General features: G+C 60.5%; 24 protein-coding genes and 2 pseudogenes. 16 read left to right on the plus strand and 10 right to left on the minus strand.

The genetic code is table 11. The annotated features are described in order from the left end of the window. Window positions 1-71 precede the first annotated feature (71 nt). The 5 genes from ACL0K2_RS19475 (at window position 72) to ACL0K2_RS19495 (ending at window position 4,303) form a co-directional block, all read left to right on the plus strand. Window positions 72-947: a YihY/virulence factor BrkB family protein gene (locus ACL0K2_RS19475; RefSeq protein ID WP_045161246.1), complete on the plus strand. Its 876-nt coding sequence runs from the start codon at window positions 72-74 to the stop codon at window positions 945-947. Between the two features lie 190 nt (window positions 948-1,137). Further along, a complete protein-coding gene (locus tag ACL0K2_RS19480; protein WP_413043254.1) occupies window positions 1,138-2,253 on the plus strand; it encodes a glycosyltransferase family 4 protein in 1,116 nt (371 codons plus the stop codon). Further along, window positions 2,246-3,010 (plus strand): DUF2334 domain-containing protein, encoded by a 765-nt coding sequence (locus ACL0K2_RS19485; RefSeq protein WP_413043255.1) that lies wholly within the window; start codon window positions 2,246-2,248, stop codon window positions 3,008-3,010. The genes ACL0K2_RS19480 and ACL0K2_RS19485 overlap by 8 nt, the downstream gene beginning before the upstream one ends. Next, a complete protein-coding gene (locus tag ACL0K2_RS19490; RefSeq protein WP_045161249.1) occupies window positions 3,007-3,999 on the plus strand; it encodes a lysylphosphatidylglycerol synthase transmembrane domain-containing protein in 993 nt (330 codons plus the stop codon). Before ACL0K2_RS19485 ends, ACL0K2_RS19490 begins: the two co-directional genes overlap by 4 nt. Window positions 4,000-4,111: 112 nt before the next feature. After that, window positions 4,112-4,303, plus strand: a complete 192-nt coding sequence (locus ACL0K2_RS19495) for a CsbD family protein (RefSeq protein WP_045161250.1) — start codon at window positions 4,112-4,114, stop codon at window positions 4,301-4,303. Window positions 4,304-4,361: 58 nt separating this feature from the next. Here ACL0K2_RS19495 and fdxA read toward each other — a convergent pair whose 3' ends face one another. Both fdxA and mutS read right to left on the minus strand, forming a co-directional pair. Next, complete coding sequence (fdxA, locus tag ACL0K2_RS19500) at window positions 4,362-4,685, minus strand: ferredoxin FdxA (RefSeq protein WP_021206625.1); 324 nt, start codon at window positions 4,683-4,685, stop codon at window positions 4,362-4,364. 132 nt (window positions 4,686-4,817) lie between these two features. Then, window positions 4,818-7,391: a DNA mismatch repair protein MutS gene (gene mutS / locus ACL0K2_RS19505; protein WP_413043256.1), complete on the minus strand. Its 2,574-nt coding sequence runs from the start codon at window positions 7,389-7,391 to the stop codon at window positions 4,818-4,820. A 270-nt stretch (window positions 7,392-7,661) separates the two neighbouring features. Between mutS and ACL0K2_RS19510 the strand changes: the two are divergent. From ACL0K2_RS19510 to recX, 4 genes and pseudogenes are all read left to right on the plus strand, one after another. After that, window positions 7,662-8,085 (plus strand): annotated as a pseudogene (locus ACL0K2_RS19510) (potassium channel family protein). Window positions 8,086-8,219: 134 nt separating this feature from the next. Then, window positions 8,220-8,720 carry a CinA family protein gene (locus ACL0K2_RS19515; protein ID WP_045161253.1) on the plus strand — a complete coding sequence of 167 codons (501 nt, stop codon included), beginning with the start codon at window positions 8,220-8,222 and terminating at the stop codon, window positions 8,718-8,720. An 84-nt stretch (window positions 8,721-8,804) separates the two neighbouring features. Continuing rightward, window positions 8,805-9,848 carry a recombinase RecA gene (gene recA, locus ACL0K2_RS19520; RefSeq protein WP_045161254.1) on the plus strand — a complete coding sequence of 348 codons (1,044 nt, stop codon included), beginning with the start codon at window positions 8,805-8,807 and terminating at the stop codon, window positions 9,846-9,848. A gap of 5 nt (window positions 9,849-9,853) precedes the next feature. Further along, a complete protein-coding gene (gene recX, locus ACL0K2_RS19525; protein ID WP_045161255.1) occupies window positions 9,854-10,321 on the plus strand; it encodes a recombination regulator RecX in 468 nt (155 codons plus the stop codon). 57 nt (window positions 10,322-10,378) lie between these two features. Here recX and ACL0K2_RS19530 read toward each other — a convergent pair whose 3' ends face one another. Beyond that, a complete protein-coding gene (locus ACL0K2_RS19530) occupies window positions 10,379-11,461 on the minus strand; it encodes an LOG family protein (RefSeq protein WP_413043257.1) in 1,083 nt (360 codons plus the stop codon). 251 nt (window positions 11,462-11,712) lie between these two features. Continuing rightward, window positions 11,713-13,122, minus strand: coding sequence for an MBL fold metallo-hydrolase RNA specificity domain-containing protein (locus tag ACL0K2_RS19535; protein WP_045161257.1), 1,410 nt, complete (start codon window positions 13,120-13,122; stop codon window positions 11,713-11,715). Window positions 13,123-13,252: 130 nt separating this feature from the next. On the opposite strand from ACL0K2_RS19535, the gene ACL0K2_RS19540 reads away from it, so the two are divergent. After that, window positions 13,253-15,658 (plus strand): xylulose 5-phosphate 3-epimerase, encoded by a 2,406-nt coding sequence (locus ACL0K2_RS19540; RefSeq protein ID WP_413043258.1) that lies wholly within the window; start codon window positions 13,253-13,255, stop codon window positions 15,656-15,658. A 50-nt stretch (window positions 15,659-15,708) separates the two neighbouring features. Here ACL0K2_RS19540 and ACL0K2_RS19545 read toward each other — a convergent pair whose 3' ends face one another. Continuing rightward, on the minus strand, window positions 15,709-16,101 hold the full coding sequence (locus ACL0K2_RS19545; RefSeq protein ID WP_045161259.1) for a PA3611 family quorum-sensing-regulated virulence factor: 393 nt from the start codon (window positions 16,099-16,101) through the stop codon (window positions 15,709-15,711). Between the two features lie 119 nt (window positions 16,102-16,220). On the opposite strand from ACL0K2_RS19545, the gene ACL0K2_RS19550 reads away from it, so the two are divergent. Then, window positions 16,221-16,937, plus strand: coding sequence for a tRNA-uridine aminocarboxypropyltransferase (locus ACL0K2_RS19550; RefSeq protein WP_413043259.1), 717 nt, complete (start codon window positions 16,221-16,223; stop codon window positions 16,935-16,937). 13 nt (window positions 16,938-16,950) lie between these two features. Here ACL0K2_RS19550 and ACL0K2_RS19555 read toward each other — a convergent pair whose 3' ends face one another. Then, the gene (locus tag ACL0K2_RS19555) at window positions 16,951-17,874 is read right to left on the minus strand and encodes a DMT family transporter (protein WP_413043260.1); all 924 of its coding nucleotides are present in this window, start codon (window positions 17,872-17,874) and stop codon (window positions 16,951-16,953) included. Window positions 17,875-18,102: 228 nt separating this feature from the next. Between ACL0K2_RS19555 and erdR the strand changes: the two genes are divergently transcribed. Next, on the plus strand, window positions 18,103-18,753 hold the full coding sequence (erdR, locus tag ACL0K2_RS19560) for a response regulator transcription factor ErdR (RefSeq protein ID WP_045161264.1): 651 nt from the start codon (window positions 18,103-18,105) through the stop codon (window positions 18,751-18,753). 77 nt (window positions 18,754-18,830) lie between these two features. Here the strand turns inward: erdR and ACL0K2_RS19565 are convergent, their stop codons facing one another. After that, window positions 18,831-19,757 carry a LysR family transcriptional regulator gene (locus tag ACL0K2_RS19565; RefSeq protein WP_045161319.1) on the minus strand — a complete coding sequence of 309 codons (927 nt, stop codon included), beginning with the start codon at window positions 19,755-19,757 and terminating at the stop codon, window positions 18,831-18,833. A 114-nt stretch (window positions 19,758-19,871) separates the two neighbouring features. On the opposite strand from ACL0K2_RS19565, the gene fpr reads away from it, so the two are divergent. Next, entirely contained in the window at window positions 19,872-20,648 is a 777-nt protein-coding gene (gene fpr, locus ACL0K2_RS19570; protein ID WP_045161265.1) for a ferredoxin-NADP reductase, read from the plus strand. A 73-nt stretch (window positions 20,649-20,721) separates the two neighbouring features. Here the strand turns inward: fpr and ACL0K2_RS19575 are convergent, their stop codons facing one another. Both ACL0K2_RS19575 and ACL0K2_RS19580 read right to left on the minus strand, forming a co-directional pair. Then, window positions 20,722-21,210: a YchJ family protein gene (locus ACL0K2_RS19575; protein WP_413043261.1), complete on the minus strand. Its 489-nt coding sequence runs from the start codon at window positions 21,208-21,210 to the stop codon at window positions 20,722-20,724. A 4-nt stretch (window positions 21,211-21,214) separates the two neighbouring features. After that, window positions 21,215-21,739, minus strand: a complete 525-nt coding sequence (locus ACL0K2_RS19580; protein WP_413043262.1) for a DUF6231 family protein — start codon at window positions 21,737-21,739, stop codon at window positions 21,215-21,217. Between the two features lie 426 nt (window positions 21,740-22,165). On the opposite strand from ACL0K2_RS19580, the pseudogene ACL0K2_RS19585 reads away from it, so the two are divergent. After that, a pseudogene (locus tag ACL0K2_RS19585) lies at window positions 22,166-22,522 on the plus strand (OmpA family protein); the annotation flags it as partial. A gap of 65 nt (window positions 22,523-22,587) precedes the next feature. Here the strand turns inward: ACL0K2_RS19585 and ACL0K2_RS19590 are convergent. Beyond that, window positions 22,588-23,052 carry a CopD family protein gene (locus tag ACL0K2_RS19590; RefSeq protein ID WP_239610711.1) on the minus strand — a complete coding sequence of 155 codons (465 nt, stop codon included), beginning with the start codon at window positions 23,050-23,052 and terminating at the stop codon, window positions 22,588-22,590. 86 nt (window positions 23,053-23,138) lie between these two features. Between ACL0K2_RS19590 and dinG the strand changes: the two genes are divergently transcribed. After that, window positions 23,139-25,283, plus strand: a complete 2,145-nt coding sequence (gene dinG / locus ACL0K2_RS19595; protein WP_413043263.1) for an ATP-dependent DNA helicase DinG — start codon at window positions 23,139-23,141, stop codon at window positions 25,281-25,283. Between the two features lie 139 nt (window positions 25,284-25,422). Then, the gene (locus ACL0K2_RS19600; RefSeq protein ID WP_045161271.1) at window positions 25,423-26,571 is read left to right on the plus strand and encodes an EstA family serine hydrolase; all 1,149 of its coding nucleotides are present in this window, start codon (window positions 25,423-25,425) and stop codon (window positions 26,569-26,571) included. Window positions 26,572-26,592: the final 21 nt, after the last annotated feature.

Here is a 26,592-nt window from a genome sequence, read left to right on the forward strand (position 1 = left end):
CAGCGAACTCTTGTTGCAGCTGGTCGTCCCATTTTTTGATGGCCTAATTTTGATGGTTCGGGGGAAACGCAATGGCATTGCTGGATACGCGCGGCATCGGCAGTTTCGAATTGCTGAAACGCACCTTCAAGGAGTTCAGCAATGACGACATGACGACTTACGCGTCGGCGTTAGCCTATCGAGCGATCTTTTCGTTGTTCCCCTTCTTGCTGTTTCTGATCGCCATGTTGGGCATGCTCGATCTGCAGACCTTCTTCATCTGGCTACGGGAACAGGTGTCGCTGGTGTTGCCACCTGATGCACTGAATCTGGTCAATCCGGTGATCGACCAAATGCAGGCACAGAAGAGCGGTCTGTTATCGGTGGGGATCCTCGTTGCGCTGTGGTCCGCGTCGATCGGTGTTCGCTCGCTGATGAACGCCATGAACAAGGCGTACGACGTCGAAGAGGGACGCCCGACCTGGAAGCTGATGCTGCTGGCTGTTGCCTACACCATCGGACTGGCGCTGATTCTGCTCGCGACGGCGGGTTTGATGGTGACCGGCCCGCAGGTGATGGAATGGCTGGCCGATCAGGTGGGGCTGAAGGAAATAGTCGTGACGCTGTGGACGTGGCTTCGTTGGCCAGTCGTCGTGATCCTGATGATGCTGGTGGTGGCCTTGCTGTACTACGTCACGCCGGACGTGGAGCAGGAGTTTCGCTTCATCACGCCCGGTTCGGTGCTGTCGGTGATCGTCTGGATTGCCGCCTCGGTGGGTTTCGGCATCTACGTGCAGAACTTCGGCAACTACGACGCCACCTACGGCAGCATCGGGGCGGTGATCGTGCTGTTGCTCTATTTTTATATTTCGGCGGCGGTACTGCTGTTCGGCGCGGAAATGAACGCAGTCATCGAACATGCATCATCCGAAGGTAAGGAGCAGGGGGACAAGCGCGTCGATGGCTGAAACCAGCCGAGCGGTATTTATCGACTAGCTGAGCGTGCCGGCGAACAACCGCCTAGGCCGGTGGTCCATTGATTTCATTGCAGAATCTTTCGGGCGAGACCTGACGTTGACCCGATGGGGTGGCGATTAAATCTCCGTCGGCCTTCGCCTTCGACGGCTCTGCATCGAGACCTCACGGAGACGCTCCATTTTGCATATCGCCGACATGACCATGTTTTACGCACCCGCCAGTGGTGGGGTGCGTACCTACCTCGAAGCCAAACACCGCCGCTTGCAGCTGTATTCGGGGGTCCGTCACAGCATTCTGGTGCCGGGAGACAGCTACAGCCATGACGGCGGCATTTACCAGATACCTGCGCTGGCGCTGCCTTTCGGCAAGGGCTATCGCTTCCCGGTCCGACGTGCGCCGTGGCGTAATCAGCTGCGCGCGCTGCGTCCCGATGTCATTGAGGTGGGTGATCCATACATGACAGCCTGGGCGGCTCTGGATGCTGGGCGACGCCTCGATGTTCCGGTGATCGGTTTCTATCACTCCGACCTGCCCCTACTGGTCAGCAATCGTATCGGCGGCTGGCTCGGCACCAACATGAATGGTTATGTCTCACGGCTGTACAGCAGTTTCGACCGGGTGTTGGCGCCCAGCCGGGTCATGGCGGAAAAGCTGCGGCAGCTGGGTGTCGGCAATGTCTACGTGCAGCCGCTAGGTGTCGATCTGGAAACCTTTCGCCCGGATCGCCGCGATCCCGCGCTACGCCAGGAGCTGGGGTTAGAAGACGATGCGCGGCTGATGATCTTCGCTGGGCGCGGCTCGAGGGAGAAGAATATCGATGTCCTGCTGGAAACCGCCCGTCTGCTCGGTAAGCCCTATCATCTGCTGCTGGTGGGGTCGAGCATGCCCCACCGCGTGCCGGCCAACGTTTCGGTGATCGATCGCTTCTGTCCAGCATCGGACGTCGCGCGCTACATGGCCAGCTGCGATGTGCTGTTGCATGCCGGCAATCAGGAAACCTTCGGCCTGGTCGCGCTGGAAGCCATGGCCAGCGGTATTCCAGTGATTGCGGCGCGAGCCGGTGCGCTGCCCGAATTGGTGCCGTTTCATACCGGTCGCCTGTGCCGCCCCCTGGATGCCCAGGCGATGGCGCAGACAGTGCAGGAGCTGTTCGAAGACGATCCCAGGCTGCTGGGACTGCAAGCCCGCCAGCATGTCGAGGCGCATCACGCGTGGGACGCCGTGGTCGCGGGACTGCTTGCGCACTATCACGCCGTGTTGGGTACAGCCGATCTGCCGGTTGCCGTGCATGGCTGAGCGCAGTCTGATGCTGGTGCTGCACGATGTAGCGCCTGAAACATGGCTGGACTATCAGCCTTTCGTGCAGGCGGTCGACGCGCTGGGCGACATCCCGATTTCCTGGCTGGTGGTGCCGGATTTTCATCGGCGCAATCGGCTCGACGATCATCCCGAATTCTGTCGCATGCTCGACGGCCGGCTGGTGCGCGGTGATGAGCTGGTATTGCACGGCTACCATCATGTCGACGAAGCACCGCCGCCTCGCGCGCCGCGGGACTGGTTCATGCGTCGTGTGTTCACTCACGAGGGCGAGTTCTATCCGCTTGACGAAGCCGAAGCGGCGCGACGGCTGCAGCGAGGCATCGAGTTGTTCGCACGGCTGCAATGGCCGTTGTACGGCTTCGTGGCACCGGCCTGGTTGCTTGGGCCGGGCGCGCGACGCGCGCTAGCGACCACCGGATTGACCTATACCAGCGACCCTGGGCACTTTTACCTGTTGCCCGATTACGCCCCCTTGGATGCGCCGGGCCTGGTCTGGAGCGCGCGCAGCGCTTGGCGTCGCGGTATCTCCCGAGTGGTCAGCGAACAGATGCTCAATCGTCATCGGCAGGCACCGGTGCTACGTCTGGGGTTGCATCCGGTGGATATGCGGCATGATTTTTCGCGTGGTTACTGGCTGGACCTGTTAATTCGGCTGATGGAAGACGGTCGGCATCCGCGGACCAAGATCGATTGGTTGAATCACCATGCGCTGGCGCCGAGCGTTGCGGCATGAGCGGCCGTTGGTGGCTGCTGCTGGGGGCATTGCTGGTTGCGGCGCTGATCCCGCTGTTGTTAGGGGGAAGCGGGCTGTTCGAGCGGTTGTTGGGCTTTCCGCCGTGGTTATTGCTGAGCATGCTCGGGATGATTCTGCTCGGCTGGTACCTCAATGCGTTACGTCTGCGCTTGCTGGTGGGCAGACGGCGGATTGGGCAGCGCCGCGCCCTGGGTGTCGTCATTGCTACCGAATTCGCGATCTGCGCGACACCGGGCGGTGCGGGCGGGCCGCTGACGATGATGGCCTTGTTGCGTCGGCAGGGCGTTACACCCGCGAAGGGCACGGCAACCTATGCAGTCGAACAGCTGACCGACCTGCTGTTCTTCGCGTGCGCCCTGGTGGGGGTGCTGATCTATGCGGTGACCCATTCGCTGAATGCTTACATCGCCAGCCTGCTCGGCTTCAGTGCAGCGTTGCTAATCGGCCTGATGGTACTGCTGGCGTTGCTTGGACGTTTTCACCGTCAGGTCTTTTTGCTGAATGGCTGGCTGGTCGGTCGGCTCGGCGTGGGGGCATCGCGCAAGCGTACCTGGGCCAGGAAGGTGCTGAGTTTCCGTAATGCTTTGCTGGAGTGCTTCCGGCTGCCCCGGACGATCTTGTTGGGGGTATTCATCCTGACCACGCTGCATTGGTTGCTGCGCTACAGCGTGTTGTATCTCACCTTGCAGGGGCTGGGTAGCCAGCTCGCCTGGGCCTGGACGTTCATCGTCCAATTGCTGGCATTGACCGCTGGCCAGCTGAGTCTGTTGCCGGGTGGCGCCGGTGGTGCCGAATTGGCTTCGGCGGCGTTGCTTGCACCGCTGGTGGGCAAGTCCACAGCCGCGGCAGCGATCCTCATCTGGCGCTTCGTGACCTATTACTTCTATCTGATCGCGGGTGCGCCGCTGTTCTTGCACCTGGCGGGTCGGCCTTTATTCAACCGCTTGGTGAAAGCGCGTAACGGTTGAGCATGCGGCCGCTTTGGAAGGCCGGTTGTCGGTACCGTTCTTGGAAAATCGAAACTATCCGGCCACCGTCCCGGTCCACTTAACGACACCCATGAAGAAAGAGGAATATGCCATGAGCAGTACCGAAGACAAGATGAAAGGCAACCTCAACGAAGCCGCCGGCAAGGCGAAGCAAGGCCTTGGTGAAGCAACCGACAATGAGCGCATGAAGAATGAAGGCCAGCGCCAAGAGATCAAAGGCGATGCGCAGCAGGTCAAGGGCGAAGCCAAGGACACCTTGAAGAAAGGCATCGATCGCGCCTGATCGACGGCTTATGAAAAATGCCCGCATCAGCGGGCATTTTTTTGTTTCGGCGAGCGTATCAGCGCTCCAGATGCTGGAGTTTATCCTTCACGCCATCCCACTCTTCGGCGTCTGGCAGGGCGTCTTTTTTCTCGGTGATGTTCGGCCAGACTTCCGCCAGGTCGGCGTTCAGTTCGATGAACTCCTGCTGATCGTCGGGCACTTCGTCTTCAGAGAAGATCGCCTGAGCCGGGCATTCCGGCTCGCAGAGTGCGCAGTCGATGCACTCATCCGGATGAATGACCAGAAAATTCGGGCCTTCGTAGAAGCAGTCGACCGGGCAGACTTCCACACAGTCGGTGTATTTGCACTTGATGCAGTTGTCGGTGACGACGAAGGTCATTTCTAGCTATCTCCTCGGGCGTGTCAGGTGGCGTTGCAATGACGCCCCCGTTCGGCAGGGCTATGGCGACACCAGGCAAATGCCGCACATATCCAAAAAATGCGCGCGATTCTAGCAGCTTTTTCGCAGCCGTCAGACACGCGCTTTCAGGTTGTATAGCAGGTCCAGCGCCTGACGCGGAGTCATATCATCGGGTTTGATTCGCCCCAATTCTTCGACCACTGGGTGCGGCAGGCTTGCGAACAGGTCGTTCTGCATCGGTGGTGCGGGCTGGCCAGCGGCTATTTTCGGCGTTTCGTGGGGCAAGCTGGTGGTTTCCAGCCGCGACAGATGGTCGCGTGCGCGTTCGATCACGCTGCCTGGAACGCCCGCCAGCTGCGCCACTGCCAGGCCGTAACTCTGGCTGGCCGGCCCCGGCAGAACGTGGTGGAGAAAGACGATGCGCTCGTTGTGCTCGGTGGCAGACAGATGCACGTTGGCCACGACCGGTTGGCTTTCCGGTAGCACCGTCAGTTCGAAATAATGAGTCGCGAACAGCGTGAAGGCACGTAAGTGCGCCAGATGCTCGGCCGCCGCCCAGGCCAGAGACAGGCCGTCGAAGGTGCTGGTGCCGCGACCGACCTCATCCATCAGAACCAGGCTGCGGTCGCTGGCGTTGTGCAGGATATTGGCGGTCTCGCTCATCTCCACCATGAAGGTCGAGCGACCGCCGGCCAGATCGTCCGAAGAACCGATACGGGTGAATATGCGGTCGACCAGCGACAGCTCGCAGGTCTTTGCCGGGACGAAGCTGCCGATCTGGGCGAGCAGGACGATCAGCGCGGTCTGGCGCATGTAGGTGGACTTACCACCCATGTTCGGTCCGGTGATGATCAGCATGCGAGTGTCATCATCCAGCTCGAGATCGTTGGCAACGAAGGGCGTCTGCAACACTTGCTCGACGACCGGATGGCGGCCTTGCTCGATCTGCAGACAAGGGTGCTCGACGAAGCGTGGGCGATTGAGGTCAAGCGTCAGGGCGCGTTCGGCCAGGTTGCTCAGGACGTCGAGCTCAGCCAACGCCGCGGCGCTTTCCTGTAGCGGTGCCAGGTGGCCGATGAGCCGCTCGAGCAGTTCCTCATAAAGCTGTTTTTCCCGTGCCAGGGCCCTGCTCTTGGCCGACAGCGCCTTGTCTTCGAACTCCTTCAGTTCCGGGGTGATGAAACGTTCGGCGCCCTTGAGCGTCTGCCGGCGGATGTAATCGGCCGGTGCCGATTCGGCCTGCTTGCTCGGCAACTCGATGAAGTAGCCGTGCACGCGGTTGTACCCAACCTTGAGATTGGCCAGCCCCGTTCGGGCCTTCTCGCGGACTTCCAGATCCATCAGATACTGGCCGGCGTTTTCGGATAGCGATTGCAACTCGTCCAGCTCGGCATCGTAGCCGGTTTTCAGCACGCCGCCGTCGCGGATGACCGCCGGTGGGTTATCGATGATCGCCTTGGCCAGCAGCTCGGCCAGTTCGGGATAGGTGCGGATGGTGGCGGCCAGCGCGGTAAGGTGCGGCGCTACCAACTCCCGCATACCGTCCTGCAACTGTGGCAAGGCGGCCAGGGCATCGCGCAGGCGCGCCAAGTCACGCGGGCGGGCGTTGCGTAGGCCGATTCGCGCGAGAATGCGCTCTAGATCGCCGATTTCCTTGAGCTGCGGCTGTATCTGTTCGAAGCGGTAATGCTCGAGCAGGCAGGTGATCGAGTCCTGGCGGGCTTCAAGCACACTGCGATCGCGCAACGGGCGGTTCAGCCAGCGGCTGAGCAGACGACTGCCCATAGCGGTCTGGCAGCGGTCGACGACCGACTGCAGGGTGTTGTCGCGTCCGCCACCAAGATTGATGTCCAGCTCCAGGTTGCGCCGGGTCGCACCGTCAAGGATCACGGTATCGTCGAGACGTTCATGGCGCAGGCTGCGCAAATGGTGCAGAGCTGTTCGCTGGGTTTCCTTGGCGTAGGTCAGCAGGCAACCGGCGGCGCCGATGGCCAGGGTCAGCTTTTCGCAGCCGAATCCTTTCAGATCCTGAGTCCCGAACTGCTGGCATAGGCCCTTGAACGCGCTGTCGCGGTCGAAATCCCAAGGCGCGCGCCGGCGCACGCCACGGCGTTTTTCCACCGGCAGGTTGGTGGGCCAGTCGTCCGGAATCATCAGCTCGGCGGGATTCAGGCGCTCCACCTCTGCCAGCAGGGTTTCCCAGCCGCTGAATTCCTGCACGCTGAAGCGGCCGCTGGTGATGTCCAGCACCGATAGCCCGAACAATTTTTCGTCGCCGACCACCGCGGCCAGCAGGTTGTCACGGTGCTCGTCGAGCAGCGCTTCGTCGCTGACCGTGCCTGGCGTGATGATGCGTACCACCTGACGTTCCACCGGTCCCTTGCTGGTCGCGGGGTCGCCAATCTGCTCGCAGATCACCACCGACTCGCCCAGCTTGACCAGGCGGCCAAGGTAGCCTTCAGCAGAGTGGAAAGGGATCCCTGCCATGGGGATCGCATTGCCGCCGGACTGGCCTCGAGCGGTGAGGGTGATGTCCAGCAGTTTCGCGGCCTTCTTGGCGTCTTCGTAGAAGAGCTCGTAGAAGTCGCCCATGCGGTAGAACATCAACTGGTCTGGATGCTCACGTTTGAGCTTCCAGTATTGCTGCATCATCGGGGTGTGGTGGGACAGGTCTTGTGACGACATATAGCTCGATACTTGAAGTGGATGCAGAAGTGGCGGCCGTTGTCTGCGCGTCTCGGCAACTGTTGCGACCATCGGCTGGCAACCCTATTGTGCCGGCTGGATCAAACCGGCAAGGTTAGCATGGGCTGCCGACGTACCGATGCGGCACTTCTCTGATTGCTTTGGCTGGGTTCTGCTGCTGACAGCAGAGGGGCAGCACCTCCGCCATGTCAAAGTTGCTGTATCGAGCACATGACAGAACTGACGCAAGCACTGGATTCGGCACCCAATTTGATGGTCGTCTCGCTGGTGAACCTCCTTATCGTCGTGACAGACGTGGTGTGCATTACGAGTTTCTGTCGTGTCTGTCGGTTCGCCGAGTCGAGCCGCGCTTCAATATTCGAATCGGCGTCGTTTTTGGCGTATGCGGCGCGATCGCGGCGCATACGGTGGAAGTGTGGATATTCGCGTTCGCCTACTTCTTCGTGCATTGCGCGTCTGGATGGGGCGAACTTTTGGGACAGTTCGGCGGTGGTCTGATGGACTGCGTCTATTTTTCCTTCACGACCGTCACCACCCTTGGCTTCGACGATATCCACCCGGTTGGGCCGGTCAGGTTTCTGACCGGGGTCGAGGCGCTGACGGGTTGGTGCTGATTACCTGGACTGCTTCGTTCCTGTTTCTTGAGATGCAACGGCACTGGGGTAACAGGTGAGCTTCCGAATGCGCCGCCGAGGCACTGCCATCTGGCGCTGCGCCGAGGCCTGGCTGTTGTGATGACGGCGGGATGGATCATCGCTCGGCAAGGCCTGTTAATGTACGCATTTCGAATCCGCTGTCGGAGCACTCATGGCGTCTTTGACCGATCTGGCTGCGAGGCTGGGCGCTGCGCTAGACGCGCAGTCTGCACAGGTGACCACTGCCGAATCCTGCACCGGCGGCGGTATCGCCGAAGCCATCACCCGCATTGCCGGCAGCTCGGCCTGGTTTGAAGCGGGCTTCGTGACCTACTCCAATACGCAGAAAACCCGTCTGTTGGGAGTGCCGCCCGAGTTGTTCACGCAGGTGGGCGCCGTCAGTCGCGAAGTCGTCGAGGCCATGGTCCGTGGCGCGCAGCATGCCAGCGAGGCACATTATGGTGTCGCGGTGAGCGGTGTCGCCGGGCCAGGCGGGGGCTCGCCGGAGAAGCCGGTTGGCACGGTGTGGCTCGCCTGGGCGGCGGGCGAGCAGGTCGTTGCCCGGCGCTTCCAGTTTGACGGCGACCGGCAGGCCGTACGCGAGCAGAGCGTGGAGGCCGCGCTCGTCGGATTGATCAGGCTCACGGCGGGAGAAAATCCGCTTCAGGGCTAGGCGCATCATTTTGCCTATGCTCTAATACTGTCTACTTATACAGTTGTTGTGGCCTCTGGCCCTCTTGATCAAGTGAGGATTGTAATGGACGAGAACAAGAAGCGCGCCTTGGCTGCTGCCTTGGGCCAGATCGAAAAGCAGTTCGGTAAAGGCGCGGTCATGCGCATGGGCGATCATGATCGTCAGGCTATTCCTTCCATCTCCACCGGCTCGCTGGGCCTGGATATTGCGCTGGGCATCGGTGGTCTGCCGAAAGGGCGAATCGTCGAAATCTATGGACCGGAATCTTCCGGTAAGACCACTCTGACGCTGTCGGTCATTGCCGAAGCGCAGAAGATGGGGGCGACTTGCGCCTTCGTCGATGCCGAGCATGCGCTCGATCCCGATTACGCCGGCAAGCTCGGTGTCAATGTCGACGACCTGCTGGTCTCGCAGCCGGATACTGGCGAGCAGGCGCTTGAGATTACCGACATGCTGGTGCGCTCCAATGCGGTCGACGTGATCATCGTCGACTCTGTAGCTGCCCTGGTACCCAAGGCGGAAATCGAAGGCGAGATGGGTGATACCCATGTGGGGCTGCAGGCGCGTCTGATGTCCCAGGCGCTGCGCAAGATCACCGGTAACATCAAGAACGCCAATTGCCTGGTGATCTTCATTAACCAGATCCGCATGAAGATCGGCGTGATGTTCGGTAGCCCGGAAACCACCACAGGCGGTAACGCGCTGAAGTTCTACGCCTCGGTTCGTCTCGACATCCGTCGTACCGGTGCGGTGAAGGAAGGTGACGAAGTGGTCGGCAGCGAAACCCGCGTCAAGGTCGTCAAGAACAAGGTGGCGCCCCCGTTCCGTCAGGCCGAGTTCCAGATTCTCTACGGCAAGGGTATCTACCGCAACGGCGAGGTCATCGACCTTGGTGTGCAACAAGGCCTGGTCGAGAAGTCCGGCGCCTGGTATGCCTACAAGGGCAACAAGATCGGTCAAGGCAAGGCCAACGCGGCCAAGTTCCTGGAAGAGAACCCCGAAATCGGCCGCGAAATCGAGCAGCAGATTCGCGACAAGCTGTTGGTGGTGGCGCCGAATACCAAAGCCAACCCGGTTGCAGAAGATCTGGCCGAAGCCGATCTCTGATCTGCATGCCTGTTGTGCTCGATAGCCCCGCCGCGGTGCGGCGGGCTGCCATGGATCTCCTGGCCCGCCGTGAGCATGGTCGCATCGAACTGAGCCGCAAGTTGCGCTCACGCGGCGCGCCTGTAGAGCTCATCGAGCCGGCGCTGGATCGGCTGGCTGAGGAAGGCCTGCTCAGCGAAGCACGCTATTTAGAGAGTTTCGTACGCATGCGCGCCAATGCGGGTTACGGTCCCTTGCGCATCCGTGAGGAGCTGTCCCAGCGCGGCTTGTCCCGTGAGGACATCGAACAGGCCCTGCGTGATAGCGGTTTCGATTGGAGTGCGCAGCTGCAGGACGTCTGGAGGCGCAAATTTGCTGGCGAATTGCCGAGCGATCAGCGGGAAAGAGCGCGGCAGGGCCGTTTCCTCAGTTACCGGGGTTACCCGTTGGACCTGATAAGCCGGCTGTTACGGGGTAACTCAGCCGACGACTGAGGCACTTCGTCGGCCGCTTCTCTCCTTTAGCTAATCCGATAGCTGCACCGGCCCGGTTCAGCTCCCCGCGCCCACCCAGTTCTGCGGTTCATTGATGAAATCGGTCAGCTCGCGCAGACGACCATGGTCGCGGCCGTTGAACACGAAGCTCAGCCGTGGCAATTGCTGCAGCTCCGGCTCGTCCAGCTCCATCTCGCAGCAAGTTTGCTGCTCGAAGCGGCCTTTGAGGCGCAAATCGGTGAATTCGCTATCCAAGAACTCCAATGCGGCATCGGTCAGCATATGGTTCATGCGCATGACGAAGCGTTCTTTTATCCAGCGGCTCGAGTGGAAGTTACTATAGAACCTATCGATCTCTGCGGCGGCATCGTCGGCGTTATCGACCAGCCGCATCAGGCGCATGTCCGTGGGCAGGATGTAGCGGTTTTCCTCTAGCTGGCGATGAATGAAGCTCAACGCGTCTTTCCAGAATGAGCCGTCGGGCTCGTCCAGCAGCACCACCGGTACCAGCGGGCTCTTGCCGGTCTGTATCAGTGTCAGCACCTCCAGTGTTTCGTCCAGCGTGCCGAAACCGCCCGGACAAAGCACCAGTGCATCGGCCTCCTTGATGAAGAACAGCTTGCGCACAAAGAAGAAATGGAACGACAAAAGATGGTCGGTGCCGTCTACCGTCGGGTTGGCGTGCTGTTCAAAGGGCAAGGTGATGTTCAGTCCGAGGCTGTTGTCCGTACCGGCGCCTTCATGCGCCGCCGCCATGATGCCGCCGCCAGCGCCGGTAATGACCATCAGGTCATAGCGCGCCAGCGTTTCCCCGAGTTCTCGTGCTAGCGCGTATAACGGGTGCTCGATGGGTGTTCGCGCCGAGCCGAAGACCGTGACCTTGCGGCGGCGTTTGAACTGGTCGAGTCGGCTGAATGCGTGTTCCATCTCACGCATGGTCTGCAGCAGAATCTTGGCATCCCAGCGACTTCGATCGGCCTGAGCCATACGCATGACGGTGACCAGCATTTCACGGTAGAGAGGGAGGTTCTGGCTGTTGGGTGGGACGACCAGTTCCACCAGCTCATCGAGCTTTTTCGACAGTTCTGCACCGCTGGTCTTGAAATGCCGCGAAAGGTAATCGTCCGGGTCGAAAGGCATACTACGTCTCCCTTGTATTGAAACTTGCGGCTCTGTGTGGTGCCGCCCTGCGCAAGGTGCTGCCCGTGTGTAAGCGTGTGCCAGCGGTCCAGAAATGGCGTGAATGGTGTCGCACGACGAGCCGTGCGGCACCTATTGCAAGCCTAGCAGCCGCCCATCACCAATAGCGCGCGCTTTCGGACGTCGATGCTGAACCGTGAACCCGGGAGCGGCTTCTCGGTTATCGCATAACTAACGCAAGATTGTCTGGATCAGAGGGCGATGCGATCACCGGGTTCCGGAATGTTAGCCTTCCAGTCGAGGCGGTCGTCCAGCGCTTGCTGCAGGGCTCGCATCTTTTCCAGCTCACCGTGCACGAGATAAAGCTCCGGGCGAGCCTGAAAATGGCTCGCCCATTCGATCAGTTGCGATTGCCCTGCATGCGCTGAAAAACCGCCGAGCGTATGCACCTGAGCTTTGACCGCGATCCGCTGATGCATCAGCTTGACGGTCTCGGCACCATCGACGATGGCGCGGCCGAGTGTGCCGCGAGCCTGGAACCCGGGGATAACCACATGGCATTCCTTACGCCAGAGGTTGTGCTTGAAGTGATGGAGAATCCGCCCGCCGGTACACATGCCGCTGCCGGCGATGATGATCGCGCCACTCTTGAAGCGGTTGATGGCCATTGATTCTTCGGGCGTCGGCGTGGCCCGGAATATCGGCAGCCATTTCTCGATACGCTGTATCTGCCCGCCGCCGAGTATCTCGGTGGGCGCGGCATCAATATCGAGCTGCTTATGAAAGAGTGAATAGACAGCGTTCGCGCCGATGGCCATCGGGCTGTCCAGAAACACCGTCTGCTGCGGTACTCGACCCCGCTGATAGAGAAGGCCGAGGTAATAGATGAGATCTTGAGTCCGGCCAACGGCGAAGGACGGCATCAATACGTTGCCGCCGTCGCGGTGGGCCTGCTGAAGAATGTTGGCCAGCTCCTCGATGGTTGTCTCATGGTCACGATGGTCGCGGTCGCCGTAGGTGGATTCCATAAGCACCACATCGGCTTCGCTCAGCGGCGTCGGCGCATGCATCAGTGGTGAGCAGGCATTACCCAGGTCGCCAGAGAATACCAGGCGGCACCTGCGACCAAAGTCCTCCACGTCGACCTGGACGATAGCCGAGCCGAGGATATGCCCCGCGTCGAACAAGGTCACGCTGAGGCCGGGTGCGGCTTCGAAGGTTTCGCCATAGGCATGCGGTTCACGCTGCGCCAGCATGCGTTCGGTATCGACTCGAGTGTAAAGAGGCTTGATCGGAGGTTTACCCAGGCGCGCGCGCCACTTGTTTTCCCACTCGGCGTCTTTCTCCTGGATATTGGCCGAATCGAGCAACATGAGTTCGACCAGCTTGCAGGTCGCGTCAGTGGCGTGAATGGGTCCCTTGAAGCCCGCCGCCACCAGTTTGGGCAGCAAGCCGCTGTGGTCGATATGCGCGTGGGACAGCACCACCGCATCGAGGGTAGCCGGATCGAAGGTGAATCCCGCTCGATTGCTGTCTTCTTCCTCGTGTCGCCCTTGGTGCATCCCGCAGTCGAGCATCACGCGCGCGCCTGCGTGGGTTTCGATCAGATAGCAGGATCCGGTGACCTGCCGAATAGCGCCGAGAAAACTGAGCAAAGCCATGAGAACCCTTCCTCTGTGTACGGTTTTGATCAGCATGCCCGTCAATCCGCTTGGCCATCTTGATGTACATCAGCGATGGCCCCGCAGCCGCTGACTAGACTATCGGCACCGCCACTCAACGGAGCGCTCCATGAATCAGCTACTGCCCAGTCTCGCCGAGCTGGATCGCCACGCCGAAATCCAGTCGGAATTCGCTCGCTGGAGAACCGGCTATGGTGTCATCGAGCATGCCTTGGAAACCCAAGCCGCCGTATTCCGCCTGGCCCATCAGTTGGTCCAGGCGCATCTGCAGCCGGATCTCGCCAGTGTCTATCGCTTGTTGCAGGCAGTCGATCGGCTCGGCTCGGCAGGGTTATGGCTGGTCGTGCACATGACATATGCGCGTCGTGCCCGGCTCGATGGCTCGGCGCTGGATGCCGAGGATTTCAAATCATCCCCGGAGGGGCATACCGGCGGCTCGCTGAATATGGTTCCGGCCTACGCTGGCTACCTCGGGTTGAATGCTCTGACCGGTAGCACCCGTTCCTGGCTGATGGGGCAAGGCCATTGTGTCGCAGCGATCGAAGCGTTGAACCTGCTCACCGATAATATGCAGCCTGAGCAAGCTCGGGCCTACGGTGAGGGCGAGGCTGGCATCAATCGCTTGCTCGAAGATTTCTATGGTTATCACCTGGCGGCGGATGGCAGCCCGTCCGCGCCGCTGGGTAGTCACGTTAACGCGCATACCGGCGGCGGCATTGCCGAAGGGGGGTACCTTGGCTTCGCGGAGCTGCAGTACGCCCATATGCCGCTTCCGGGCGAGACGCTGGTGGCCTTTCTGTCCGATGGCGCGGCCGAGGAGCAGCGCGGCAGTGACTGGATTCCGCGCTGGTGGCGCGCCGAGGATTGCGGTATGGCGTTGCCAATCATGATTGCAAATGGCCGGCGCATCGAACAGCGAACCCAGCTCGGCACACATGAAGGACTGGAAGGGTTTCGTCAGCACCTGAGCCGTTGCGGTTTCGATCCGATTCCCTTCGACGGGCGTGATCCAGCGGCCTTCGTTTGTATGCTTTGGGAGATGGAGCAGCGCCTGGCCCGGCGCGTAGAGGAAAAGGCGCGTGGGTTGCTCAGCTACCCGTTGCCGATTCCTTATGGCATCGCTGAGACGGTCAAGGGGTTCGGCTTCTATGGGGCTGCGAGCAATGCCGCGCACAACCTGCCGCTGCCGGGCAATCCGCGTTTCGACGACTCCTCGCGCGAGCTGTTCAATACCCACGTTGCGCCGCTTTTCGTGCCGCAGGACGAACTCGAGTCCGCTCGTGACCTGCTGCGGCAATCCCGGCAGGGGCGTCCGGCGGAGCGGGATAGTGCTCTGGCCCTGCGACGCCCCGCCGAGCCGGTGATACCACCGCTCAATTACCAGGGGAACGCCTGCTCGCCAATGGCAGCGGTGGATGATTTCTTCGTCGCGCTCACCCGCGCCAACCCGTCGTTGCGTCCCCGTGTAGGTAATCCGGATGAACTTGCGAGCAACCGCCTCGGTGGCGTGCTTCAAGCGCTCAAGCATCGTGTGATCGATCCGGAGAGTGAGCTTGAGGCCGTGGACGGGAAGATCATTACCGCTCTGAATGAGGAGGCGGTGGTTTCCGCATGCCTGGCCAACCAGGGCGGGTTGAACCTAGTTGCAAGTTACGAAGCCTTTTGCGTGAAGATGCTCGGCGCGGTGCGCCAGACGCTGATCTTCGCGCGTCAGCAGAAGGAAGTGGGACGTCCGGCAGGCTGGCTCGGCTGGCCGTTGATTGCCACTTCCCATACCTGGGAGAACGGCAAGAATCAGCAATCGCACCAGGACACCAGTTTCTGCGAGGCGCTGTTGGGGGAAATGAGCGATATGGTCAGGGTGCTGTTCCCCGCGGACCATAACAGTGCTTTGGCGTTGCTGCCGTCGATCTATCGTGCGCGCGGCAACTTGGCCTGTCTGGTCATGCCCAAGCGTGAGCGCCCGGCGGTATTCAATCAGGCGCAGGCCGAGCAGCTGGCAAAGGACGGAGCGATCATCGTCGACGAGCAGGCCGGCGGCGATGCCATTCTGCTAATAGCCAACGGCAGCTATCAGCTGACCGAAATGCAGCGTGCAGCGGCGCGCCTGAAAGAAGCGGACGTTGCTTATCGGCTGATCTATCTGCAGGAGCCCGGACGTTTCAGGGCCCCGCGCGATCGTTGGGAAATTGATGGGCTTGCAGCAGATGGCGTGACCGAGCGACTCTTTCCTGAACGAATGGAGTTGCGGGTGATGCTCACCCACATGCGGCCAGAGGTCGCGCGCGGCCATCTCTGGCCCATACTGCCGGACGCGCGGCGAAACTCCGTGCTGGGCTATCGCAATCGCGGCGGTACGCTGGACACGGAGGGCATGCAGTTCGCCAACCGGGCGTCCTGGGCCAACGTATTGGCCGCTTGTGCGCGATTGCTCGACGTACCGCGAACCGCCCTGCTCAAACCGGACGAGGCTGCCGCGGTGGCCGGTAAGGGCGACCCGCGAGTTTTACGCTAGACGGGGTTGCCGAGGGCGGCGATTGCTGTTGCCCTCGGCAGGTGAGGGCATCAGCAATCGCTGGAGCGGTACCGTTCGGTAGTGATCGGCTTCTTGCTCTGGTATTCGCTGAACTCGAAGCGCAGCACCGCACCCTGGCTCATCAGTTGACGCAGGCCGTCATTGTTGCAGACGCTCGCCGCTAGCTGGGTGCGAACCTGCTTTGGATTGTCGCGCATCTGCGCGGCGTGGCGCGGTTGGACGCTCAGGTGGTTGACCAGTTCGTTGCCGTCGACACTGTAGCCCTCGTCGAGAAGGTCGGAATTGATCGCGCGCGGCGTGCCTACGCTACTTTCGCGGGCAACCTTATCGAGCAGTTGGCCCAGTGCCTGGTCCTGTGCCGAGGCGGCATGGGCGAAGGGCAGGGCGAGGCAAAGCGTGAATAGGGTGGTCAGACGGTGCATGAGAAATCTCCTGGTAACTGCCGTCGTTCGACCGGTGTCTGTCGACACGGTTCAGCGGCGCATGGATTCCGGTCGGGCTGATAAACTGCCGCTCCACTTGAATCGATCGAAAGACTCCTATGCCACATGCAGTAGCCCGTTTACGCGATGCGCGCCTGGCCCGTAGCGCCAAGCCCTTTATCGCGCGGGGGTCGCGTACACCTCGCTGCGCCCGTTGCCGCGTTGCCAGCAGTCATTGTCTCTGCGAATGGCTTCCGCACGTAGCGGCGGACAGCTCAATGTGCCTGATCATGCACGACATCGAGCCGTTGAAGCCGAGCAACACCGGCTGGCTGATCGCCGACATCGTGGCCGATACCCACGCTTTCACCTGGCAGCGGACGGGTGTGGAACCGGCCTTGCTGAAATTGCTGGCTGATCCTCGATATCAGCCGTTGGTGGTGTTTCCTGGCGAATATGCCGAACCCGAGCGGGTGGTTTCCGGCGTCGAGCTGTCGACGGACAAGCGTCCGCTGTTCATCCTGCTCGATGCGACCTGGACCGAAGCGCGCAAGATGTTTCGCAAGAGTCCCTATCTGAATCGTTTACCAGTGCTGAGTCTGCAGGTCGACGTATTGTCGCGCTATCGCCTGCGCCGCTCGACACGCAACGAGCACCTGTGCACCGCTGAGGTTGCTGCGTTGTGCCTGGGGCTAGCAGGTGATGACCAGGCCGCAGGCGCGCTGGACGCTTGGCTCGACGCCTTCACCGATCACTATCTGGCTGCCAAACATCACCGTACACCCGACCTAGGTGATGTTACTCACCGAGCGCTGACTGCGTTCAGACAGCGCTGATCGGCCAGTGTAGTCAGTGCCTGGCCGTTTGCGGAATTCCGTTATCGGTCGTCGCCGGCATTGCCTTGCGCGGCCAGAGCTGCGCGGCGAGCATGCCAACGAACATCAGTGCGCAGCCGAAGTAACCACGCAAACTGAGGCTTTCATCGAGGAACAGGGCGCCGGCCATGGCTGCGAATACCGCCTCGAGCGAAAGGATGATGGCTGCATGCGAGGCAATGGCGTGCTTCTGTGCCACTACCTGCAGCGTATAACCCACGCCGACCGCGAACAGCCCACCGTAAATCAGTGCCGGTGCCGCCAGCCAGACACTCTCCAGACTGGAACGCTCGAAGACGGCCGCTAGCGCAAGACTGACGACGGCGCAGGTGGCGAACTGCAAAAAAGCCAGGCGGATAGCGTCGTGACGGCTGACGAAGAAACTCACCAGCAACACGTGGACGCCCCAAACGAATGCACCGGCCAGCTGTATCCAATCACCGGAAGCGACTTGAAAGTTTTCGTCGACGCTGAGCAGGGCCATACCCGCCACTGCCAGAGTCGCACCCAACCAGGTACCCAACCCGGTTTTCTGGCCTATGATCAGCCCCAGCAACGGCACGACGATGACATATAGGCCGGTGATGAAACCGGAGTTGGTGACACTGGTGAAGAGCAGGCCGACCTGTTGCAGGTTGATGCCCAACGTGAGTGCTAGCCCCATGCTGAGACCGCCCAGCAGCAAGCTTCGCTGAAAGAACGGCTCATGCCGAGCGGCGCCGCGGCCCTGGTGCAGCAGCAAAGGCAGCAGCACGATCGCACCCAGTGCGAAGCGAAGGCCGGTGAATAGAAACGGGCCGATGTTATCCATCCCGACCCGCTGTGCGACAAAGGCACTTCCCCAGATCATGGCCGTTATGAGCATCAGGAAATCGGCGCGAAGGGCTTGGTTACGCATGTTCGGGCTCTTGTGGGAAAGCCGCGAACTTTGCCTCAATCCGATGCGCTTGGCCACAACTGCACCGCTCTGGGCTCCTGAACGCTTGATTAAATGCGGAACGATGATCGAATTTCGAGTGGTGGCGCGATATCATCACGCGGTCAATCCCGAGCAATATTCCGGGTTCTTGTCGACCTGATACCGATCCGGTCGGCGAAAGCGCCAAATAAAAACTATAGGTCCGCCATGGCTGCTTACGAAATCCTTATCGCCGACGATCACCCTCTGTTTCGCAGTGCCCTTCAGCAAGCGTTAACGCTTGGCTTAGGTGACGGTGTGCGATTGTCAGAAGCGGCGAGCATTGCCGAACTGGAAGCTCAATTGACCCGAACCTCGGATTGGGACCTGGTCTTGCTGGATCTGAACATGCCGGGCGCTTATGGCTTTTCCGGGCTGGTGCTGCTCCGGGGGCAGTATCCGCAATTGCCGGTGGTGATGATTTCTGCCCAGGAAGATGCTGCGGTAGTGGCCCGCTCCCGCGAGTTCGGTGCCAGTGGCTTCATTCCCAAATCCAGCTCGCTGGAAACCATCCAGGAAGCGGTGCAGGTCGTACTCGACGGCGACGTCTGGTGGCCCGCCAACATCCAGGATGTCGCGTATGTCAGTCCCGAAGCCAAGGCGGCCAGCGAGGGGCTCGCCAGTCTCACGCCGCAGCAGTTCCGGGTTCTGACCATGGTCTGCGACGGCTTGCTGAACAAGCAGATCGCCTACGAGCTCGGCGTTTCCGAAGCGACCATCAAAGCCCATGTCACTGCGATCTTTCGCAAGTTGGGCGTCCGCACCCGGACCCAGGCAGCCCTGCTTCTGCAACAGATGGGCTCGATTCCAGGCAGCTGACACAGACGTGCCGATACGGGTTCGGAGACTGTATCGACCAGCCATTTCAGCGGAGCGAAGCCGCCGCTTCGCGATCATCAGGCTATGGTTGGCAGCACGATTTCGTCACTGCGTCGAATCCCTGCGGTCAGCGCCCGGCATTGTTCGACGAATTCGCGCATCGCTGCGGTCTGGTACTTCGATGAATGCCAGATGAAATAGAACTGCCGGGCCAGATCCAACTCGGGTGTCTCCACGGCTACCAGGCTGCCCCGGCGAAACGCGTCACGTAATGCCAAACGGGAAATACAGCCGATACCCAATCCGGACTCAACGGCGCGCTTGATCGCCTCGGTATGCTCCAGTTCGAGCCGGATGTTCAATTTGGCTGGATGATGGCGCATGGCATGGTCGAATGTCAGGCGCGTCCCCGAGCCTTGTTCGCGAAGGATCCAGGCTTCTCGAGAAAGCTCGTCCAGGCTCACTTCGGCGCGTTCGGCCAATGCATGTTGCGGCGCGCAGAACACCACCAGTTCATCCTCGACCCAAGGTAGCACCTCAATATCCGGGTGCTGGCAATCGCCTTCGATCAGACCCAGATCAAGTTCATGCTGCGCGACCTGCTGGACAATATGTGCAGTGTTCTGCACGTGCAGTTTCACTCGGCACTCAGGATGGCGCTGCATGAAACTGCCGATCAGTAGCGTGGCGAGATAATTGCCGATCGTCAGCGTTGCGCCGACATTGAGCGAACCGAAGCCGGTCTTGCCGGCCAGCAAATCTTCGATGGCCTTGGCCTGATCGAGCAGGCTCACGGCTTGCGGGAGCAGTTGTCGGCCCAGGGCATTCAGCCACAGGCGCTTGCCGGCACGATCGAATAACTGGCAGCCGGACTGACGCTCCAGTTCAGCCAGTGAAGTGCTGGTAGCCGACTGGGATAAAGCCAGGCTCTGCGCAGCGCGGGACACGCTCTCCTGGCGGGCGATGGAGACGAACACTTGCAACTGGCGCAGCGTAAAATGCATATCTATATAACCGATAAGCCATATCATTAATATTCGTTTAACGGATATTAACGATGCCGGTAGACTCTCGTAAATATCGAAGCGCCCATCGCGCGCGAGAAGGGGAATCCGTACATGAGCAACCTGAACGTCGAGCGAGTCCTCAGTGTGCATCACTGGAACGACACGTTGTTCAGTTTCAAAACTACCCGTAATCCGGGGCTTCGCTTTGAAAATGGCCAATTCGTGATGATCGGCCTGGAAGTGGAAGGCCGGCCTCTGATGCGTGCCTACAGCATCGCCAGCCCCAATTACGAAGAGCATCTTGAGTTTTTCAGCATCAAGGTCCCGGATGGCCCGCTGACATCACGCCTGCAGCATCTCAAGGAAGGTGACTCGCTGATGATCAGCCGCAAGCCTACCGGTACGCTGGTGCTGGACGATTTGCTGCCCGCCAAGCACCTCTATTTGTTGAGCACCGGGACCGGTCTGGCACCGTTCATGAGCGTAATTCAGGATCCGGAAACCTACGAGCGTTTCGAAAAGGTCGTGCTGATTCATGGTGTGCGCTATGTGAACGAGGTTGCTTACCGGGAATTCATCACCGAGCACCTGCCGCAGAATGAATTCTTCGGCGAGGCTTTGAAAGAAAAGCTGATTTACTACCCGACCGTGACGCGTGAACCCTTCGAAAACCAAGGCCGCCTGACTGACCTGATGCGCAGTGGCAAGCTGTTCAGCGACATTGGCCTGCCTCCGATCAACCCCGAGGATGACCGGGCAATGATCTGCGGAAGCCCGAGCATGCTGGCCGAGACCAGCGAGGTTCTGGACAGCTTCGGTCTCAAGGCTTCACCGCGTATGGGTGACCCGGGCCATTACTTGATCGAGCGTGCATTCGTCGAGAAATAGCCGCTCGGAGTGGAAAAAGAAAGAAGGCCGGCTGGGCGCGATGCGCTGGCCGGCTTTTTTGTTTGTTGCGCGCTTACATATAGGCGGCGCAGCACTTCTTGAATTTCTGGTTGCTACCGCAGGGGCAGGGATCGTTACGACCGGCTTTGAGCGGGACGGTCGGGTCGATGAAATACCATCGACCGTCATGTTGGACGAAGGCCGAGCGCTCATGTTGCGCATGTTCGCCGCTCGGGTCGTGCCAGCGCGCAGTGAAACTGACGAGCGCATGTTCCGGCTGCCCGCCGAGCAGCAGGCTTTCTTCGACCTCAAGCCCCAGCCAGACACTGGCCGCGCTCCACTCCGTCATTGATTGAAGATCCAGCGATTCTTGCTGAACAGGCAGTGTGGTGGCTTTGAGGTAGTCAATGAGCCCCAGCACATAGGCGCTGTAGCGTGATCGCATGAGTTGTTCCGCGCTCGGTGCCGGAAGGCCATCGTGATAGCGTCCGCAGCACTCGCCGAGTCGGTCACCGCTACCGCATGGGCAGTTCACGCCACTTTGTGAGCGATCGCTAATCATTGTTTCACCACCAATATTTGCCGAACATCTGCGGATTGGCCCAGAACTTCGCGTTCAGCCAATCCGGAACCTGTTTGTAATCGAGCAGGTCGTAGGTGAAGAGGGTTAGGGTTTGCTCGTCTCGTTCGAAGCGGGCGCTGATTTGCAACGCGAGTGCGAAGAAGTCCGTGGCTTGCCAGTTGCATGCGCTAAGGTCCACTAGGACTGCCATACGGCTGGTATTGAGGTTGCGGATACCACCCAGCAGCCGTAGACCATCGCGCTTCGGCAGGTGCTCAAGGCAATCAGCGACAAGCGCCAAATCATATCGGCGACCAGCCAGATGTTCGGATAACGGTGCCGCTGGGGCGCGATCGATTTGGCTGTTTTCATGGCTGCGGCTGAATGCATCGACTGCTGGTATATCGCTACTGCCGACATGCAGCAGCCGTGTCGGAACATGGTGTTCGAGCAGGGCGGCCAATGCCTGTTGTGGCGTTTGTGATGTATTGGATGCAACCAAGCCGGGATCCTCGGTATCAGGTGACATTGATCGTAGAAATGCGATTCGTACGGTCTGTCAAAGCGTAAAGACTAGCGCGGCGGCGCGTGCCGTCCTAGTCTCGTTGTTACTGGAGCCGCTTATGCCGTCCGCATGGCGCTCTGGCCGATCCCAAACTAGGAGGTTTTACCAATGAGTAGCTTACGGACAGCAGTACCCGTGATAGTGATGACCACCGTCCTGGCCGGCTGTGCAGGGGTGCAGAAACAGGATTGGCCCACCTGTGCGGCTGTTGGTGGCGTGAGCGGCGCCGCATTGGGCGCAATAGAAAGCAGTACCTATGCTGGATACGGCGCGTTGATCGGCGGCGGTATGGCAGCAGCTTACTGCTGGGCCAACGGTACCGAACAGGAAACCGTCGCTATGGTCGAGACCGTCGAGCCGACCCCTGTTGCCGAGCCGGAGCCCGAGCCCATGGCAGAGCCTGTTCGCGTCGAGCTAGACGTCAAGTTTGACTTCGATCGTGCGGAGGTCAAACAGGACAGCATGGCCGATATCAAGGATCTGGCAGACTTCATGAAGCAATACGGGCAGACGTCGACTGTGGTTGAAGGACACACCGACTCGGTGGGTACCGATGCATACAACCAGCGTCTATCCGAGCGTCGTGCCAATGCCGTGCGTGATGTGCTGGTCAATCAGTACGGCCTGGAAGCAAGCCGTGTCGACTCGGTCGGCTACGGCGAGTCCCGTCCGGTTGCAGACAACTCGACGGATGAAGGCCGCGCCATCAACCGCCGTGTAGAAGCCGAGGTTGAAGCGCGTCCATGATGGGATGCTGAAACGAAAGCCGGGCTTTTTAGCCCGGCTTTTTTTGCGCTGCCGATCCTCCCTGGTCAGAACAGAGGGCGAGCACTGGCCAGCGCTACGACCAACAGTCCCAGCAACAGATTGATACCCACGAGTCGGCGGATCTTCCCTAGCGCTGCGCCGCCTTCCGGCCAATTCTGCGCGGCGATTGCGCGCTTGAGCTCAGGCAACTGCAGCAGCTGAATGCGCAGGAAAAGCGCCAGCATCACCAAAAATATTCCGGTCATGATGTGTACATAGCGGGGCGCCGCATTCAGACCGTCGAAGCGCATGTGCCACATGCCGATACCGCTGATCGGCAATATCAACACCGTGACCCAGACCCATTTGAAGAAACGGCGAAACACCTCGGCCCAGAGTTTAAGTCGTTCGGGTGCCTGCAGCTCGGAGACGGCGGCGGGGCGTAGCACCATCCAGGCGAAGAACATGCCGCCGACCCAAATCACGGCGGCCAGGACATGGAGTGAATAGGGCAGAGCGAAGGCGGTCATGGGAAATCTCCGGTGGCGATTGAAGAAACGCGCGCTATCATAGCCACCCACTTGAAATACTGAAAATATATACAGCTTCCGCGCCCATGCTCAGCACCGAACTCAAGTCCCAGATCCAGGGCGCCTACTCTCGATTTCTCGACGCCAAAGGTCTCAAACCCCGCTATGGCCAGCGCCTTATGATTGCTGAAGTGGCGAAAGTCCTGGGTGCGATCAAGGCTGACGACGAAGGTCGACGAGATGGGGAGCCTGCAGTGGTCGCGGTCGAGGCCGGGACGGGTACCGGCAAGACGGTTGCCTACAGCCTAGCGGCCATTCCCACGGCAAAGGCCGCCGGCAAGCGTCTGGTGATCGCGACGGCAACCGTCGCGCTACAGGAGCAGATCGTGCACAAGGATCTGCCCGACCTGATGCGCAACAGCGGTCTGAACTTCTCCTTCGCCCTGGCCAAAGGCCGCGGGCGCTATCTGTGCCTGTCCAAGCTCGATGTCTTGCTGCAAGAAGGCCAGGCGCAGAGCGCCACTGCTCAGCTGTTCGAGGAGGAAGGCTTTCGCATCGACGTGGACGAGCGCAGCGAGAAGCTGTTCGGCAGCATGATCGAGAAGCTTGCCGGCAACCGTTGGGACGGCGATCGCGACAGTTGGCCTGAAGAGCTTGCCGACCCGGATTGGGCCCGTCTGACCACTGACCACAGTCAATGCACCGGCCGCCACTGCCCCAATTTCCAGCAATGTGCGTTCTACAAGGCGCGCGAGGGCATGACCAAGGTCGATGTCATCGTCACCAATCACGACATGGTGCTCGCTGACCTGGCGCTGGGCGGTGGGGCGGTACTGCCGGATCCGCGCGACACCCTCTATGTGTTCGATGAAGGCCATCACCTGCCGGACAAGGCCATCGGCCATTTCGCCCACTTCACGCGGCTGCGCTCCACCGCGGACTGGCTGGCGCAGGTAGAAAAGAATCTGACCAAGCTGCTCGCCCAGCATCCGCTACCAGGCGACCTCGGCCGGCTGATCGAGGCGGTGCCTGAAATCGCTCGTGATCTGCGCAGCCAACAGCAATTCATGTTCAGCGCCTGCGAGCAGCTGGCCGATTTCAAGGCCGGGGAAGACATGGAAGGCCGCGAGCGGCCACGACACCGTTTTGTCGGCGGCGTGGTACCCGAGCACCTGATCGAACTGGGCGTCGAGCTGAAAAAGGGCTTTGCCAAGCTCAACGACCTGTTCACGCGACTCACCGAGCTGCTCAAGGAGGCGATGGATGGCGAAGCGGGGGTCGGCATTGCCAGTCACCAGGCAGAGGGGTGGTATCCGTTGTTTGGCAGCCTGCTGACCCGGGCGCAAGGCAACTGGGAGCTGTGGACGGCCTTTACCGCCGACGACCCCCAGGACAGCCCGCCGATGGCGCGCTGGCTCACGTTGGCCGAAGGTGGGGCGCTGTTCGATATCGAAGTCAATGCCAGCCCGATCCTGGCGGCCGAGACGCTGCGGCGCAATCTGTGGAATGTCTGCTACGGCGCACTGGTGACTTCGGCGACGCTCACCGCGCTCAACAGCTTCGATCGATATCGCATGCGTGCCGGTTTGCCGCGCTGCGCGATCACCGCAGTGGTGCCTAGCCCGTTTCATCACGCCGACGCCGGTGTGCTGCGAGTGCCCAATCTCAATGCTGATCCACGCGATGCGGCGGCGCATACGGCAGCGATCACGCGCGATCTGCCTGAGCTGGTCGAAGCCTCGCGTGGCACGCTGGTGCTGTTCTCATCGCGCAAGCAGATGCAGGACGTATTCGACGGGCTGGAGCGCGACTGGCGTCGGCGGGTACTGATTCAAGGCAATCTGTCCAAGCAGGAAACGTTGAACAAGCACAAGGCGCGTGTGGATGACGGCGAAAAGAGCGTGCTGTTCGGGCTCGCCAGCTTCGCCGAAGGCGTGGATCTTCCGGGCGCCTACTGCGAACACGTGGTGATCGCCAAGATCCCCTTCGCGGTACCCGACGATCCGGTGGAAGCAGCGCTGGCCGAATGGATCGAGGCGCGGGGCGGCAATCCCTTCATGGAAATCGCCGTACCCGATGCATCGTTGCGTCTGGTTCAGGCCTGTGGGCGACTGCTACGTACCGAGGAGGATCGCGGCACCATCACGTTGCTCGATCGCCGGGTCGTCACTCAGCGCTACGGCAAGGCCATTCTCAATGCTTTGCCGCCGTTTCGACGTGAGATCGGTTAGCAAGTTACGCGTCGGCCCGCCCGCCGCATGCATCGCTATTCAGACGATTAATGATCCGGCAATCGATGACGGGTTTGTTTTCATGATCCGGTGCGGCTGAAACAATGCATCGATCAATACCTAAGCGAGAGGCGCGAGCGTGCAGATCCAGGGATATTTCGATCTTCGTTTCGAGGCAGTCAAAGAAGCGTTCAGTGACCTGTTCGAGCAAACCCAGCAGCGTGGCGCCGCGGTCTGCGTGAAGGTTGGTGGCGAAACTGTCGTCGATCTCTGGGCAGGCGTAGCCGATAACGCCGGTGAGCAGGCCTGGCAGAGCGATACGCTGGTCAATCTGTTCTCCTGCACCAAGACCTTTACCGCGGTGGCTGCCCTGCAGTTGGTCGGCGAAGGCAAGCTGCAGCTGGACGAGCCGGTGGCGCGGCTTTGGCCTGAGTTCGCCGCCAACGGCAAGCAGGCGATTACGCTACGGCAGCTGCTCAGTCATCAGGCCGGGCTGCCCGCCATTCGTCAGCCGCTTCCCCCGGAAGCGTTGTACGACTGGGACGTGATGACCGCGGCGCTGGCCGCCGAGGCTCCTTGGTGGATGCCGGGCGACGGTCATGGCTACGCCGCGATCACCTATGGATGGCTACTCGGTGAGCTGATCCGTCGCGCCGATGGACGTGAGCCGGGGGAGGCAATCGTCGCGCGTACCGCTCGGCCCTTGGACCTGGACTTCCATCTCGGTCTGGCCGATTCCGAATTCGACCGTGTCGGATACCTGACCCGGCAGAAGAACAACTTCGGCGATGCGGCTGCCCAGCGCGTATTCAAGGCGTTGACCGGGGATCCGCAGTCGCTGACTGCGCGCGCCTTCACCAATCCGCCGTCGATCATGAACAGCGCCAACAAACCTGAGTGGCGTCGGATGGCACAGCCCGCGGCCAATGGTCATGGCAATGCACGCGCGTTGGCGGGCTTCTATGATGGGCTGCTACGCGGCGAGCTGCTCGATTACGACCTATTGACCGAGATGACGCGCGAACACTGCCTCGGCGAGGACCGCACTTTGCTCAGTCGCACACGTTTCGCGTTGGGCTGTTGGCTGGATCAGCCGGAGGTGGAAAACGCGACCTTCGCGATGGGTCCCGCCGCCTTCGGTCATCCGGGGGCGGGTGGTTGCATTGGTTTCGCTGATCCGCAACGTGATCTGGCGTTCGGTTATGTCACCAATACGCTTGGTCCCTATGTTCTGATGGATCCACGCCCGCAAGCGTTGGCGCGGGTCGTAAAAGCCTGCCTGGGTTGAACCGCTCGTCTGTTCGCCATG

Origin of the sequence: Pseudomonas sp. YJ42, assembly GCF_047225135.1 — a bacterium.
Lineage (GTDB): Bacteria > Pseudomonadota > Gammaproteobacteria > Pseudomonadales > Pseudomonadaceae > Stutzerimonas > Stutzerimonas stutzeri_E.

Bases quoted from the DNA above. Each gene is read 5' to 3' on its own strand.
- ACL0K2_RS19475 (WP_045161246.1), top strand. From the start codon at position 72: ATGGCATTGCTGGATACGCGCGGCATCGGCAGTTTCGAATTGCTGAAA.
- ACL0K2_RS19485 (WP_413043255.1), top strand. From the start codon at position 2,246: ATGGCTGAGCGCAGTCTGATGCTGGTGCTGCACGATGTAGCGCCTGAA.
- ACL0K2_RS19490 (WP_045161249.1), top strand. From the start codon at position 3,007: ATGAGCGGCCGTTGGTGGCTGCTGCTGGGGGCATTGCTGGTTGCGGCG.
- ACL0K2_RS19495 (WP_045161250.1), top strand. From the start codon at position 4,112: ATGAGCAGTACCGAAGACAAGATGAAAGGCAACCTCAACGAAGCCGCC.
- fdxA (WP_021206625.1), bottom strand. From the start codon at position 4,685: ATGACCTTCGTCGTCACCGACAACTGCATCAAGTGCAAATACACCGAC.
- mutS (WP_413043256.1), bottom strand. From the start codon at position 7,391: ATGTCGTCACAAGACCTGTCCCACCACACCCCGATGATGCAGCAATAC.
- ACL0K2_RS19515 (WP_045161253.1), top strand. From the start codon at position 8,220: ATGGCGTCTTTGACCGATCTGGCTGCGAGGCTGGGCGCTGCGCTAGAC.
- recA (WP_045161254.1), top strand. From the start codon at position 8,805: ATGGACGAGAACAAGAAGCGCGCCTTGGCTGCTGCCTTGGGCCAGATC.
- recX (WP_045161255.1), top strand. From the start codon at position 9,854: ATGCCTGTTGTGCTCGATAGCCCCGCCGCGGTGCGGCGGGCTGCCATG.
- ACL0K2_RS19530 (WP_413043257.1), bottom strand. From the start codon at position 11,461: ATGCCTTTCGACCCGGACGATTACCTTTCGCGGCATTTCAAGACCAGC.
- ACL0K2_RS19535 (WP_045161257.1), bottom strand. From the start codon at position 13,122: ATGGCTTTGCTCAGTTTTCTCGGCGCTATTCGGCAGGTCACCGGATCC.
- ACL0K2_RS19540 (WP_413043258.1), top strand. From the start codon at position 13,253: ATGAATCAGCTACTGCCCAGTCTCGCCGAGCTGGATCGCCACGCCGAA.
- ACL0K2_RS19545 (WP_045161259.1), bottom strand. From the start codon at position 16,101: ATGCACCGTCTGACCACCCTATTCACGCTTTGCCTCGCCCTGCCCTTC.
- ACL0K2_RS19550 (WP_413043259.1), top strand. From the start codon at position 16,221: ATGCCACATGCAGTAGCCCGTTTACGCGATGCGCGCCTGGCCCGTAGC.
- ACL0K2_RS19555 (WP_413043260.1), bottom strand. From the start codon at position 17,874: ATGCGTAACCAAGCCCTTCGCGCCGATTTCCTGATGCTCATAACGGCC.
- erdR (WP_045161264.1), top strand. From the start codon at position 18,103: ATGGCTGCTTACGAAATCCTTATCGCCGACGATCACCCTCTGTTTCGC.
- ACL0K2_RS19565 (WP_045161319.1), bottom strand. From the start codon at position 19,757: ATGCATTTTACGCTGCGCCAGTTGCAAGTGTTCGTCTCCATCGCCCGC.
- fpr (WP_045161265.1), top strand. From the start codon at position 19,872: ATGAGCAACCTGAACGTCGAGCGAGTCCTCAGTGTGCATCACTGGAAC.
- ACL0K2_RS19575 (WP_413043261.1), bottom strand. From the start codon at position 21,210: ATGATTAGCGATCGCTCACAAAGTGGCGTGAACTGCCCATGCGGTAGC.
- ACL0K2_RS19580 (WP_413043262.1), bottom strand. From the start codon at position 21,739: ATGTCACCTGATACCGAGGATCCCGGCTTGGTTGCATCCAATACATCA.
- ACL0K2_RS19590 (WP_239610711.1), bottom strand. From the start codon at position 23,052: ATGACCGCCTTCGCTCTGCCCTATTCACTCCATGTCCTGGCCGCCGTG.
- dinG (WP_413043263.1), top strand. From the start codon at position 23,139: ATGCTCAGCACCGAACTCAAGTCCCAGATCCAGGGCGCCTACTCTCGA.